The organism is Roseateles agri, from assembly GCF_034043675.1.
Lineage (GTDB): Bacteria > Pseudomonadota > Gammaproteobacteria > Burkholderiales > Burkholderiaceae_C > KK5.
Genome location: NZ_JAXCLA010000007.1, coordinates 53113 through 64880, shown reverse-complemented (window position 1 = coordinate 64880; position 11768 = coordinate 53113). Strand labels below are relative to the sequence as shown.

Genomic DNA, 11768 nt, shown 5'->3' with positions numbered 1-11768 from the left:
TGGCGGGCTCGTCGTCAGCCGGTGTGGGCATAACGCTCACCTTCAGCGCCACGCGTCGTCGCGTAGCTCTCGATGCTGTAGCGCAGGGTGCGGCCCGGCTCCTCGGTGCGGATCAGGCGGAAGCCCGGCTCCTTCTCGGGCCGGTTGACGATGAAGCTCAGCACCACCGATTCGGTGCCGTGCGTCGAGTCGAAGGCGGTGACGCGGATGTAGCGGTCATGGAAGGTGTCGCGGCAGGCCTGCAGCTCCAGCATCACGCCGGCGGCGTCCTGGATGTCGAACATCGGGTTGCCGAACATCTCCCAGAAGGTGTTGCGCGGGTGCGGGTCGTCGGTGTGTTCGAGGCCGACGGCCCAACCCTTGGAGAGGCAGTAGTCGATCTGCTTGGTGATCTGCGCATCGCTCAGCGGCGGCAGGAAGGAGAAGGTGCCTTGGGTGACTTTCATGTCGTTCGCTCCGTTCAGGCCACGTTGGCGGTGGGCAGGTAGTCCGACGTGTCGGTCGGCGTGTAGTTGAAGCTGATCTCGCCCCACGTATCGAGGGCGGCGCGCAGCGGCGAGCACCACTGGGCGGCGTCCTTCAGGATCTGCGGCCCCTCCTCGGCGATGTTCCTGCCCTCGTTGCGGGCCAGCACGATCGCTTCCAATGCAACGCGGTTGGCGGTGGCGCCGGCCTGGATGCCCTGCGGGTGGCCGATCGTGCCGCCGCCGAACTGAAGCACCACGTCGTCGCCGAACAGGTCGATCAGCTGATGCATCTGGCCTGCATGGATGCCGCCCGAGGCGACCGGCATCACCTTCTTCAGCGCGCCCCAGTCCTGGTCGAAGAAGATGCCGCGCGGCAGGTCGACCTTGGTCTGCGTGTCGCGGCAGACGTTGTAGTAGCCCTGCACGGTCATCGGGTCGCCTTCAAGCTTGCCGACCGCCGTGCCCGCGTGGATATGGTCCACGCCGGCCATGCGCATCCACTTGGCGATCACGCGGAAGCTGACGCCGTGGTTCTTCTGGCGCGTGTAGGTGCCGTGGCCGGCGCGGTGCAGGTGCAGCACCATGTCGTTCTGCCGCGCCCAGTGCGACAGCGACTGGATCGCCGTGTAGCCGACCACCAGGTCCACCATGATGATCACCGAGCCCAGCTCCTTGGCGAAGGCGGCGCGGCGGTACATCTCCTCCATCGTGCCGGCGGTGACGTTCAGGTAGCTGCCCTTGACCTCGCCGGTGGCGGCGCTGGCCTTGTTCACCGCGTCCATCACGAACAGGAAGCGGTCGCGCCAGTGCATGAAGGGCTGCGAGTTGATATTCTCGTCGTCCTTCATGAAGTCCAGCCCGCCCTTGAGCCCTTCGTAGACGACGCGGCCGTAGTTGCGGCCCGAGAGGCCCAGTTTGGGCTTGGTCGTGGCGCCCAGCAGCGGGCGGCCGAACTTGTCCAGGCGTTCGCGCTCCACGATGATGCCGGTCGGAGGGCCGGCGAAGGTCTTCACGTAGGAGACGGGGAACTGCATGTCCTCCAGCCGCGCGGCCTTCAGCGGCTTGAAGCTGAAGACGTTACCGATGATGGAGGCGGCCACGTTCGTGATCGAACCTTCCTCGAAGAGGCTCAGGTCGTAGGCCACGTAGCAGAACCACTGGCCCGGCTGACCCGGCACCGGCTCCACGCGGTAGGCCTTGGCGCGGTACATGTCGCAGGCGGTCAGGCGGTCGGTCCAGACCACGGTCCAGGTGGCGGTGCTCGATTCGCCGGCCACCGCGGCGGCGGCCTCGATCGGGTCCACGCCGTCCTGCGGCGTGATGCGGAACAGGGCCAGGATGTCGGTCGGCTTGGGCTCGTAGTCGGGGTTCCAGTAGCCCATCTGCGCGTACTTCAGCACGCCGGCCGAATAGCGCTTCTTCGCGTCGGTGATCTGAGTGGTGGTCGCCTGACCGCCGTCCTTCATGTTGCCCATCGCTGGTCTCCGGTTGTGTCGTCGATGGACCGGAATCTACGGACCGATTAGCATCAGGAATAGTTAATTCTTTTGACTGTCACATAGGTGTTCGCTTATGTTCAGAAACGCCACATTCCGTCAACTTGCGGCCTTCAATGCAGTGGCACGGCTGGGCAGCGTGTCGCGCGCGGCGAGCGAGCTGAACCTGACGCAGCCGGCCGTATCGATCCAGCTGAGGCTGCTGGAAGAAAGCGCCGGCGCACCGCTGCTGGAGCGCGAAGGGCGCGGCGTGAAGCTGTCGGCTGCCGGCGAGGTGATGGCGGATTACGCGGCTCGCATCCTCGACCTATGGCGCGAGGCCGGCGACGAGATGGCGGCCCAGCGCGGCGTGTTCTCCGGCACCTTGCGCCTGGGCGCCGTCACCACCGCCGAGTACCTGCTGCCGCCGCTGCTGGTGGCCTTCTCCAAGGTGCAGCCCAGCGTCAAGGTGCAGCTGAAGGTGGGCAACCGCGACGAGATCGTGCAGATGCTGGCCGGCCAGCAAGTGGACTTGGCCGTGATGGGCCGGCCGCCGGCCGAGCTGAAGACCATCGCCGCGCCCTTCGCGCGCCACCCGATGGCCTTCATGGCCGCGCCCTCGCATCCGCTGATGAAACGACGCAAGGCGGTGACCCTGGAAGACTTGGCCGAGGCCAACCTGCTGGTGCGCGAACGCGGCTCCGGCACGCGCTCGACCCTGGAGCGCCTGCACAAGGACGCCGGCCTGCCGCTGCGCATCGGCTCGGAGCTGTCCAGCAACGAGGCGATCAAGCAGATGTGCGCGGCCGGCTTCGGCGCGGCCTTCCTGTCACTGCACACCTGCGGGCTGGAGTTGGAGACCGGCATGCTGGCCCTGTTGCCGATGAAGGACAACCCGCTGGAGCGTGACTGGTACGTGATGCACCTGGCAAGCCGCCGGCTGCCTCAGGTGGCTTCGGCCTTCAAGGGCTTCCTGGCCGAAGAGGCGCAGGCTTTGATCCTCGCGCAACTGCGCGGACCGAAAGTCAAGCCAACCCGAGCCAGGCGCTCCGCGTGATCGAGACGCCCATCATGTAGGCCAGCGCCAGCAGCGCGACCATGTAGGCCGGCACGCGCATCTCCTGCGGCAGCGGCTTCACCTCGGCCTGCTCGTCGTCGTCCGGGTTGGTGTTCCACATCGCCACGTGCGCCGCCACCACGTAGACGATCAGCGCCAGCAGCTTGGTGCCCAGCCAGCCGTCGTTCAGCGGGTTCAGGTGCTCCAGCACCCACAGGCTCAGGCCGGTAACGGTCATCAGGATGTCGATGCCCAGCACGATGAAGCGCAGGCGCACGTCCATGGCCCAGCGCAGGTCCATCTGGTAGGCGCCACCCCGCGCCAGGAAAATGATCACGCTGAGCCAGGCCAGCAGCACGTGGATCTGCACCATCTGGGCATCGAAGGAATAGGTCATGCGCGAGCCCTCGCCAGCAAGCGTCCGAACAGCCGGGCCACCGTCGCGTCGTCCAGCGCCAGCAGGTTGTCGCCGACGCTCAGCTCGATCACGCTGAAGCCCTGCACCTCCATCGGCCGCGCCGCGCCGAATAGCCAGGCCCGCTCTTCTTCCGCGATCGCATCGCGCGCGGCATTGAGCGCCTCGGCCGGCGCGTCCACGTGCAGGTGGAACATGTTCGCCTGCGGCCGCCGCGGGTTGACGCGCACGCCCGGCAGTGCCGCGAACACCTCGGCCAGTTCGAGCGCGCGGCGGTGGCAGGCGTCCATCATCGCCAGCCGCTCGTCGAAACGCATCATCGCGGAGGCGACCATCGCCGTCTGCTGATACAGGTTGCCGCCCATGCGGCGCAACCAGACGCGCGCCTGCGCGATGAAATCCTCGCCGCCCGCCAGCAGCGCGCCGGATATGCCGCCGATGTCCTTGTAGACCGAGACGTAGACCGACTCGAAGCCGGCCGCGATCTCGGCAAACGTGCGCCCGTCGTAGTAGGCACGGCACTGCCACAGCCGGGCGCCGTCCAGGTGCAGCGGCAGGCGCATCTCCGCGGCGCGCGCCTTCAGCGCCTGCAGTTCGTCCCACGTCGGCAGCAGGCCACCGGCCTCGCGCATCGGCAGCTCGACGAGCAGCGCCGCCAGCGGCTCCTTGACCGCCGCCAAGTCTTCCACCCGCAGCGGCTGAATGCGAGAACCGACCGGCACGCCATGCAGGCCGAACAGCGCCTGCGGCGCCTCTCGCTCGTGCAGCGCCAGGTGCGCGTTCGGCGGCATGCCGAAGCGGTCCAGCCGCGCACGCTCGGCATGCAGCCGCAGGGAGATCAACTGCGCCATCACGCCGCTGGGCATGAAGACGGCCGCCGGCTTGCCGAGCAGTGTTGCGATGCGCTGCTCGAACTCCGCGGCCAGCCCACCCTCGCCGTAGACGTCCGCCTCGGCGCCGCCGCGCTGCGCGCACCAGCGGGCCAGTGCCTCGAATTCCTCGGCCGGATTCAGCGATCGGAAGCCCGGCAAGGTCAGCGTGCATTGCCGGCGCAAGGCCTGTGTTTGAGCGAGTCGCGCGTTCATGAGATCAAGCGTAACAAACCCGACTTGGCCCGATCCGAGCGTGGAATCTGGGTAAAGGACGCTGTTCCTTCAAGTCAACGATCAGTGACACCTTCGGTCCTACATTGATTCTGCATGTTGCCCGCATCGGCGGGCGGCCAATGCAACAAAGAAGGAGACAAGCTTGGAAAAGAAACTGACCACATTCGTGCGTTGGGCCGCCGCCGGCCTGGCGGTCACATCGGCGTGCATCGCCGCCGCGGCAACGCAGACCGACATCCATCGCGATGCGGCGACGCGCAACACCGGCGGCGATCCGTTCACCACGCAGTACGCCCGCGCGTTCTACTGCAACCTGCCCGACAACAACAACGGCATCGTCGTCGAGGCGCGCGGTTGGAACAACACGACCGGCACCGGCAGCAATGCCCAGTACCGCATCCCGCTGACGCAGATCTTCGATGACGTCTGGGCCATCGGCAACCACTACGTCGTCCAGTACATCATCAAGACGCCCGACGGCTTCGTGCAGGTGGACTCGGGCAACAACGCCAACGAATACCAGACCTTCGACTACCAGGCCCTGCTTACCCTGGGCCTGAGCCCCAGCTACCCGCTGAAGAACATCTTCCTGACGCACGGCCACGGCGACCACGACGGCGGCGCGCAGTGGGTGCTCGACAACCTCAACGCGCGCTCCTACCTTGGCTCCGCCGACATCAACCTCGGCGGCGCGAAGACCTACAACCCGATCCTGATCGACTCGACCGATCACTCGATGCGCCAGATGTCGATCGGCGGCAAGACCTTCTGGATCATGCCGACACCCGGGCACACGCCGGGCTCCACGTCCGCCGTGCTGGAGGTGAAGGACTGGGGCACGACGCGCCGCGTGCTGATCAACGGCGGACAGTCGATGACCAACTCGATCGCCGACGTCCAGCAGTACCTGGACTCGATCGAGCGCACCTACGCGATGGTGCAGGCGCTGAATGTCGAAGGCGTGATGACGCCGCACATCTACTGGGACGGCGAAGGTGCCAAGCTCGACGAGATCAACGCCAAAGGTCGCTCCAATCCGGGCCAGAACATCTACGGCCACGACAAGGTGGCACGCCAGATGGCCATCGCCCGCGAGTGCTCGGCAGCCTGGCTGACGAACCTCGACGCGACCGCGAGCTTCCCGGTGTGGCGCTACAACTCGGTGGACTTCATGCCGGCCAGCCCGATCTCCGGCCGCTTCTCGGCCAAGGTGAGCAATGGCTGGGGCCCGCTCGCCAACCAGCAGGTCACGTTCAAGCATGAGGCCAGCGGCGCCACCTGCGCCGCGACGACCGACGCCACCGGCGTGGCCACCTGCGGCTCCAGCTTCGGCCCCTTCCCGCAGAACGACAGCATCAGCGTGAGCTATGCGGGCGCCTCCAGCGCCGACTTCGTGGACCTGCCCGCCCAGGCCTCGGCGCCCGTCAGCAACGGCTGCGGCGACCTGGCCGCCGCCAAGGCTGCGGTTGGGGCAAAGCAAGGCAGCGCCGCCTATGTCGCCCGGCTGGACATCGACGGCAATGGCGTGATCGACATCCGCGACATCGCCGGCATCTCGCGCCTGATGGCGGCCAACACGGCCTGCCATTGAAACCACAAACAACAAGGAGACCCACTATGAAAATCGTCCAAGCCGGCAGCCTGTGTGCCGCCCTGCTCGCAGGCGCCCTGCTGAGCGCTGCCCCGGCCTTCGCCGCGCCCAGCGTCACCCTCAGCGGCCCGGCCACCGCGACGCCCGGCGGCACCGTCCAGCTGACCGTCGCCGCCTCCGACTTCAGCGACCTCTACGCCTACCAGTTCGACGTCAGCTTCAATGCGGCGGCGTTCAACGTGGCCAGCGTGGCTGAAGGCAATCTGCTCGCGACGCAGGGCACGACCTTCTTCGATGGCGGCACGGTGGACAACAGCAACGGCACGGTCTCGTTCATCCTGAACACCCTGATCGGCCCCGGCAGCGGCGCCAGCGGTTCGGGCAGCCTGGCGACGCTGACGTTCAATGTCGGGTCCTCGTTCACCGGCAGCAGCAGCATCGGCATCACGAACTTCGTCGCGCTGGACTCCGCGCTGAACCCGATCGACGTGAGCGTGCAGGGGCTGACGGTGAGCGCCGTTCCGGAGCCCTCGGCCCTGGCCTTGACGCTGGCGGGGCTGGGCTTCCTCGGTGGCCTGAAGCTAAAGCGCAAGGTGAAGCAAGACGCCGTCGCGGCCTGAGAGGTGATCGTGGGGACAGAAATGCTTCAACGATCTTCCCCACGATCTGCGCGATGGCTGGCTGCGGCGGCGCTGGCTGCGGCCGGTCTGATGCACGGCCCGGCCCAGGCGGCCTGCCTCTCCGCCTGGGCGGACGACAGCGTCGAGTTCACGGCGCCACCCACTTCGCTGCTGGTCGGCCGGGCGGACCTTCCGTTCCGCGTCGGCCGCCTGCGGCACGGCGATGCGGAGGCCGTGATCCTCGCGCACGAGACGGCGGACCACCGGCTGCTGCCGATGGCCACCGCCGCCGAGATCGGCGATGCCGCGCGGCCCCGCATCTGCGTCGACCTGCTCGGCATGCGTGACGCCGGTACGGATCGGGCGCTGGTCATCACGGCCGTGGAGCGCTTCTATGGCCTGGTCCTGCGGCTCGATGGCGAGGGCGATTACTGCCTTGCCGACGCCAGCAATGACTGCCCGGTCGGCCAGCGCTTGTCCCAGGGCGACGTCTTGCGCGAACTGGTTCGCGTGCGTGCCGAGGCCCTCGATGACAAGGCGAAGCCCTGGTCCGTCGTGAGCCTGGCCCCTGCCAAGGCCGCGTCTTCAGACCTGGACGACGTGGCCGCCCAGGTCTCCGGCGATGCCGGGCCGATGGCCGGTGCCACCGTGTTCTTCCATCGCGCGCCTCACTCCGGCTGCGTCGCGAAGAGTGGCGAGCAGGGCGTCGCCACCTGTCGGCTGGTGGACCAGCATGGCGACGAGGATCCCGACGAGCACGAGGCAGATGCCAAGCTGCTGGTCACCTTTCCGGGAGAGATCGGCACGGACCGGACGCTGGTGCCGATGACGCAGCGGATGCAGCGCGCACGATGAGCGAGGCATGAGAACGTCTTTCGTCCTCGCAGGCACCGCCGTCATCGTCGTGGCCATCGCGGCATTCCTCTCCGCTGGCAGTGCTCCCAACGCCCAGCAGGCCCAGCCAGCATCACTGGCGATGCGTCCGGTGTTGCAGCCCCCTCTCTCCGTCATGGCCGTGGCTGGGAGAGCGGAAGAGCCGCTGGAGAGGAAGGCCGCCATCAAGCCGCCAGCCTCAGAGACTTCGGCGTCCGCGGAGCCGTTCCCGTTCCGGGTGCTGGGTCGCGTCGCCGAAGGCTCCGTCGCGACGGTCTACCTGTTCGGCAACGGCCGCATCTGGAAGATCACGGCGCCCGGACCGTTGGACGCCGACTATGCGGTGGACGCGATCGACGACCAGCACCTGCTGCTGAGGCATCTGCACCTCAACATTTCGAAGACGCTCGAACTCGCGCCGCCGCCGGCTGCATCCGTCGCCACACCGAAGGCCGAGGACTACCCGCAGGACTGACCTGCGTCGATCAGTTCTCCGTCAGCCCCCAAGCGAGGTCGCGAGGAAGTCGACAAAGCGGCGCACCCGCGCGCCGGCCAGATGGCGCTGCGGGTAGACCGCATAGATGTCGGCATCCGGCGTGAAGTACTCGGGCAGCACCTGCACGAGCCGGCCGCTGCGCAGATAGCGGGCGATGTCCCACTCGGCGCGCATCACGATCCCGTGGCCGTCCAGGGCCCAGTTGACGGCGATCTCGCCATCATTGGTGGCCAGGTTGCCGCGCGCCTTCACGGCCTGGCTCTCCGGAGCCTTGCGCCCTCTTCCGCGTGCGAGGCGCCACAGGCCGTAGGCCTCCTCGCCCTGGCGGATGCCGATGCAGTTGTGCTGCGCGAGATCGGCGGGGGCGTCGGGCGTGCCGTGCCGCTGCAGATAGGCCGGCGAGGCGCAGAGCAGGCGCCGGTTCGGCGCGATGCGGCGTGCGATCACCCGCGCGTCTGGCGGCGGGCCGAAGCGGACGCAGACGTCGAAGGCATCGTCGCCCAGCGGCGGCGGGCTGACCGACAGCTGGAGCTGCACGTCCACCTGCGGGTGCAGGCGCACGAAGCGGGAGATGACGGGCGCGACGTGCATGCGGCCGAATCCCAGGGTCGCGTTGACGCGGAGCTGCCCGGTCGGCGAATCCTTCGACGCCCCCAGCAGATCTTCGAGATCCCCGATCTCGCTGAGGATGCGGCGCGCGTGTTCCAGATAGACCTCGCCTTCGGAGGTGAGGCTCATGCTGCGCGTCGTCCGGTTCACGAGCACCATGCCGAGCCGGCCCTCCATCTGCGCGAGGTGCTTGCTCACCGCCGGCGTCGTGATCCCCAGCTCACGCGCGGCGGCGCTGAGGCTGCCGGCATTGGCCAAGGTGCAGAAAAAGCCGAGGTCCGAAGGTTGGATGGAGGGAATGGTCACGGCATCCTTCAGTATGGGTTAACAATGAATTAACTTCAGTCATCCCTGTCAGAGGCATCGATTCAATACAGTGCCTGAGCCATTGAATCAACTGCTCAGCATTCGGAGAGACTGCCCATGAAGACGTATCGCATCGCCACCATCCCGGGAGATGGCATCGGCAAGGAAGTGATCCCGGCCGGACAACAGGTACTGACCGCCCTGTCCCAGGGCCGAGACTTCCGCTTCGAGTTCGAGAACTTCGGCTGGGGCGGCGACTGGTACCGCGAGCACGGCGAAATGATGCCGGCCGACGGCCTCGACGCGCTGCGCAACAAGGACGCGATCCTGTTCGGCTCGGCCGGCGATCCCGACATCCCCGACCACATCACCTTGTGGGGCCTGCGGCTCAAGATCTGCCAGGGCTTCGACCAGTACGCCAATGTGCGCCCGACCCGCATCCTGCCCGGCATCGACGCGCCGCTGAAGCGCTGCGCGCCCGCGGACCTGGACTGGGTGATCGTGCGCGAGAACTCGGAAGGCGAGTACGCCGGCGTCGGCGGTCGGGTCCACCAGGGCCACCCGATCGAAGCCGCCACCGACGTGTCGATGATGACCCGCGCCGGCGTCGAGCGGATCATGCGCTTCGCCTTCAAGCTGGCCGAATCGCGCCCGCGCAAGCAGCTCACCGTCATCACCAAGAGCAACGCCCAGCGCCATGCCATGGTGATGTGGGACGAGATCGCACTGCAGGTCTCGAAGGAGTTCCCGAACGTGCGCTGGGACAAGGAACTGGTCGACGCATCCACCGCGCGGATGATCAACCGCCCCGCCTCGCTGGACACGATCGTCGCCACGAACCTGCATGCCGACATCCTCAGCGACCTGGCCGCCGCGCTGGCGGGAAGCCTCGGTATCGCACCGACCGGGAATATCGATCCGGAACATCGCTATCCGTCCATGTTCGAGCCCATCCACGGCTCGGCCTTCGACATCATGGGCAAGGGCCTGGCCAACCCGATCGGTACCTTCTGGTCGGTCGTGATGATGCTGGAGCACCTGGGCGAGCAGGCGGCGGCTCAGCAGCTGATGGCAGCGATCGAAAGCGTCACGGCCGATCCGGCCTGCCACACCCGCGACCTCGGCGGCACCGCGATGACCGCTGCGGTGACCGACGCGATCATCGGCCGGCTGCACCGCTGAAGCGTCCCCATCAAGGCCGAAGGCGGCGAGGTGCTGAGCACCTCGCCGCCTTTTTGCTTACTTGATGAAGCTGAGTTCCTTGTTGATGCGCTCCAGGATCGGCTTCTTCTTCTCGTTGAAGACTTCCTTGTTCTGCTGGATCAGGTTGTTGCCCTTCGTGTCGATCGAGATGATCAGCGGGCCGAACTCGCGCACGCGGTTGATCCACAGCGTCTCGGGCATGCCGAGGTCCTGCCACTCCGCGCCTTCGATCTCCTCGACCAGAGTGGCGGCCAGCACCGCGCAGCCACCCGGGAAGATCGCGTGCACGGCCTTGTGCTCCTGGCAGCCAGCGGCCGTCTCGGGGCCCATGCCGCCCTTGCCAACGATCAGCTTCACGCCGGTCTGTGCGATGAACTCGCGCTCGAACTTCTCCATGCGCATGCTGGTCGTCGGGCCGATCGAGACCATCTCGAAGTTGCCGTCGTCCTTCTTGCGCACGATCGGGCCGGCGTGGAAGATCGCGCCGCCGTCCAGGTCCACGGGCAGTTCGCGCCCCTGCTCGATCAGGCGGCGATGCGCCACGTCGCGGCAGGTCACGAGCCGGCCGGTCAGGTAGACCACGTCGCCGATCTTCAGGTCTTCCAGGTCTTCGCTCTTGATCGGCGTGGTCAGGATCTTCTTGCTCACAGCACCACTCCTTCGTGCGAGAGGATGTCGTAGGAGAGGTCGCCGTTGATGCGGATCTTGCCGCGGCGGTGCGCCCAGCAGCCGGTGTTCACGGCCACGCCGATCGTCGACGGATGGCGGGCGGAGGACTCGATGTTCACGCCCATCACGCTGTTGTTGCCGGTCAGGCCCTGCGGCCCGATGCCGACCTCGTTGAGGCCCTGCTCCAGCAACTGCTCCATCAGCGCGGCGCGCGGGTTGGAGCTCTTGGAATCGACCGGCCGCAGGATGGCCAGCTTGGACAGGCGCGCCGCCGTCTCGACCGAGGTCGACACGCCCACGCCGACCAGCAGCGGCGGGCAGGCATTGACGCCACGCTCGGTGATCACGTCCATCACGAATTCCGCAACGCCCTCGTAGCCCTGGCCCGGCATCAGCACCTTGGCCGCGCCCGGCAGGGTGCAGCCGCCGCCGGCCATGTAGACGTCGATCGTGCAGCTGTCCTGTTCCGGAACGATGCGCCAGTCGAGCCAGGGAATGTTCGTTCCGGTGTTCGTGCCCGTGTTCTTCTCGTCGAAGGTCTCGACAGCGTTGTGGCGCAGAGGCCCCATCTTCGTGGCGCCTTCGGTGGCCTCTCGCAGGATTTCTTCCAGCTCGCCGAGTAGCGGGAAATTGGCACCCGACTCAATGAAGTACTGGATCACGCCGGTGTCCTGGCAGCTCGGCCGGTTCAGCTTGTCGGCCGCCTCCTGGTTGCCGTGCATCGAGTCGTAGACCGACTTGGCCAGCGGGTTGGTCTCCATCGTGCGCAGATCGGCCAGCTTGGCCTTGACGTCCTTCGGCAGACGCTTGCCGATGTAGGCGGTGAACTTGGCCATCGTGTCCGTGAGGGACTCGACGGCGACTTGCTTGTCCATGCATAA

Annotated in this window: 13 protein-coding genes; 6 read left to right on the top strand and 7 right to left on the bottom strand. The window is 67.0% G+C overall.

What is annotated here, in order from left to right; genetic code table 11:
- Nucleotides 1–14: 14 nt before the first annotated feature.
- Nucleotides 15–446 (bottom strand): ribulose bisphosphate carboxylase small subunit, encoded by a 432-nt coding sequence (locus SNE35_RS20710; protein ID WP_320424919.1) that lies wholly within the window; start codon nucleotides 444–446, stop codon nucleotides 15–17.
- Between the two features lie 14 nt (nucleotides 447–460).
- A complete protein-coding gene (locus tag SNE35_RS20705; protein ID WP_320425299.1) occupies nucleotides 461–1933 on the bottom strand; it encodes a form I ribulose bisphosphate carboxylase large subunit in 1473 nt (490 codons plus the stop codon).
- A 106-nt stretch (nucleotides 1934–2039) separates the two neighbouring features.
- Between SNE35_RS20705 and SNE35_RS20700 the strand changes: the two genes are divergently transcribed.
- Nucleotides 2040–2999: a LysR family transcriptional regulator gene (locus tag SNE35_RS20700; RefSeq protein ID WP_320424918.1), complete on the top strand. Its 960-nt coding sequence runs from the start codon at nucleotides 2040–2042 to the stop codon at nucleotides 2997–2999.
- Here SNE35_RS20700 and SNE35_RS20695 read toward each other — a convergent pair.
- Both SNE35_RS20695 and SNE35_RS20690 read right to left on the bottom strand, forming a co-directional pair.
- Nucleotides 2968–3396 (bottom strand): SirB2 family protein, encoded by a 429-nt coding sequence (locus SNE35_RS20695; RefSeq protein WP_320424917.1) that lies wholly within the window; start codon nucleotides 3394–3396, stop codon nucleotides 2968–2970. The genes SNE35_RS20700 and SNE35_RS20695 overlap by 32 nt on opposite strands.
- On the bottom strand, nucleotides 3393–4499 hold the full coding sequence (locus SNE35_RS20690) for a threonine aldolase family protein (protein ID WP_320424916.1): 1107 nt from the start codon (nucleotides 4497–4499) through the stop codon (nucleotides 3393–3395). Before SNE35_RS20690 ends, SNE35_RS20695 begins: the two co-directional genes overlap by 4 nt.
- 163 nt (nucleotides 4500–4662) lie before the next feature.
- Here SNE35_RS20690 and SNE35_RS20685 point away from each other — a divergent pair, with 163 nt between their 5' ends.
- The 4 genes from SNE35_RS20685 to SNE35_RS20670 all read left to right on the top strand — a co-directional run bounded on the left by SNE35_RS20685 (nucleotide 4663) and on the right by SNE35_RS20670 (nucleotide 8079).
- Nucleotides 4663–6111 carry an MBL fold metallo-hydrolase gene (locus tag SNE35_RS20685; RefSeq protein ID WP_320424915.1) on the top strand — a complete coding sequence of 483 codons (1449 nt, stop codon included), beginning with the start codon at nucleotides 4663–4665 and terminating at the stop codon, nucleotides 6109–6111.
- A 26-nt stretch (nucleotides 6112–6137) separates the two neighbouring features.
- Nucleotides 6138–6731: a cohesin domain-containing protein gene (locus SNE35_RS20680; RefSeq protein WP_320424914.1), complete on the top strand. Its 594-nt coding sequence runs from the start codon at nucleotides 6138–6140 to the stop codon at nucleotides 6729–6731.
- A 90-nt stretch (nucleotides 6732–6821) separates the two neighbouring features.
- Complete coding sequence (locus SNE35_RS20675) at nucleotides 6822–7586, top strand: hypothetical protein (RefSeq protein WP_320424913.1); 765 nt, start codon at nucleotides 6822–6824, stop codon at nucleotides 7584–7586.
- Nucleotides 7587–7593: 7 nt separating this feature from the next.
- Nucleotides 7594–8079 (top strand): hypothetical protein, encoded by a 486-nt coding sequence (locus SNE35_RS20670; protein WP_320424912.1) that lies wholly within the window; start codon nucleotides 7594–7596, stop codon nucleotides 8077–8079.
- A 21-nt stretch (nucleotides 8080–8100) separates the two neighbouring features.
- Here SNE35_RS20670 and SNE35_RS20665 read toward each other — a convergent pair whose 3' ends face one another.
- Nucleotides 8101–9015, bottom strand: a complete 915-nt coding sequence (locus SNE35_RS20665; RefSeq protein ID WP_320424911.1) for a LysR family transcriptional regulator — start codon at nucleotides 9013–9015, stop codon at nucleotides 8101–8103.
- A 117-nt stretch (nucleotides 9016–9132) separates the two neighbouring features.
- On the opposite strand from SNE35_RS20665, the gene SNE35_RS20660 reads away from it, so the two are divergent.
- Nucleotides 9133–10197 carry a tartrate dehydrogenase gene (locus SNE35_RS20660; protein ID WP_320424910.1) on the top strand — a complete coding sequence of 355 codons (1065 nt, stop codon included), beginning with the start codon at nucleotides 9133–9135 and terminating at the stop codon, nucleotides 10195–10197.
- A gap of 57 nt (nucleotides 10198–10254) precedes the next feature.
- On the opposite strand, the gene ttdB is transcribed toward SNE35_RS20660, so the two are convergent.
- Together ttdB and ttdA are read right to left on the bottom strand one after the other, a co-directional pair.
- Nucleotides 10255–10866 (bottom strand): L(+)-tartrate dehydratase subunit beta, encoded by a 612-nt coding sequence (ttdB, locus tag SNE35_RS20655; protein ID WP_320424909.1) that lies wholly within the window; start codon nucleotides 10864–10866, stop codon nucleotides 10255–10257.
- Entirely contained in the window at nucleotides 10863–11762 is a 900-nt protein-coding gene (gene ttdA / locus SNE35_RS20650; RefSeq protein WP_320424908.1) for a L(+)-tartrate dehydratase subunit alpha, read from the bottom strand. Before ttdA ends, ttdB begins: the two co-directional genes overlap by 4 nt.
- Nucleotides 11763–11768: the final 6 nt, after the last annotated feature.

Bases quoted from the DNA above. Each gene is read 5' to 3' on its own strand.
- SNE35_RS20710 (WP_320424919.1), bottom strand. From the start codon at position 446: ATGAAAGTCACCCAAGGCACCTTCTCCTTCCTGCCGCCGCTGAGCGAT.
- SNE35_RS20705 (WP_320425299.1), bottom strand. From the start codon at position 1,933: ATGAAGGACGGCGGTCAGGCGACCACCACTCAGATCACCGACGCGAAG.
- SNE35_RS20700 (WP_320424918.1), top strand. From the start codon at position 2,040: ATGTTCAGAAACGCCACATTCCGTCAACTTGCGGCCTTCAATGCAGTG.
- SNE35_RS20695 (WP_320424917.1), bottom strand. From the start codon at position 3,396: ATGACCTATTCCTTCGATGCCCAGATGGTGCAGATCCACGTGCTGCTG.
- SNE35_RS20690 (WP_320424916.1), bottom strand. From the start codon at position 4,499: ATGAACGCGCGACTCGCTCAAACACAGGCCTTGCGCCGGCAATGCACG.
- SNE35_RS20680 (WP_320424914.1), top strand. From the start codon at position 6,138: ATGAAAATCGTCCAAGCCGGCAGCCTGTGTGCCGCCCTGCTCGCAGGC.
- SNE35_RS20675 (WP_320424913.1), top strand. From the start codon at position 6,822: ATGCACGGCCCGGCCCAGGCGGCCTGCCTCTCCGCCTGGGCGGACGAC.
- SNE35_RS20670 (WP_320424912.1), top strand. From the start codon at position 7,594: ATGAGAACGTCTTTCGTCCTCGCAGGCACCGCCGTCATCGTCGTGGCC.
- SNE35_RS20660 (WP_320424910.1), top strand. From the start codon at position 9,133: ATGAAGACGTATCGCATCGCCACCATCCCGGGAGATGGCATCGGCAAG.
- ttdA (WP_320424908.1), bottom strand. From the start codon at position 11,762: ATGGACAAGCAAGTCGCCGTCGAGTCCCTCACGGACACGATGGCCAAG.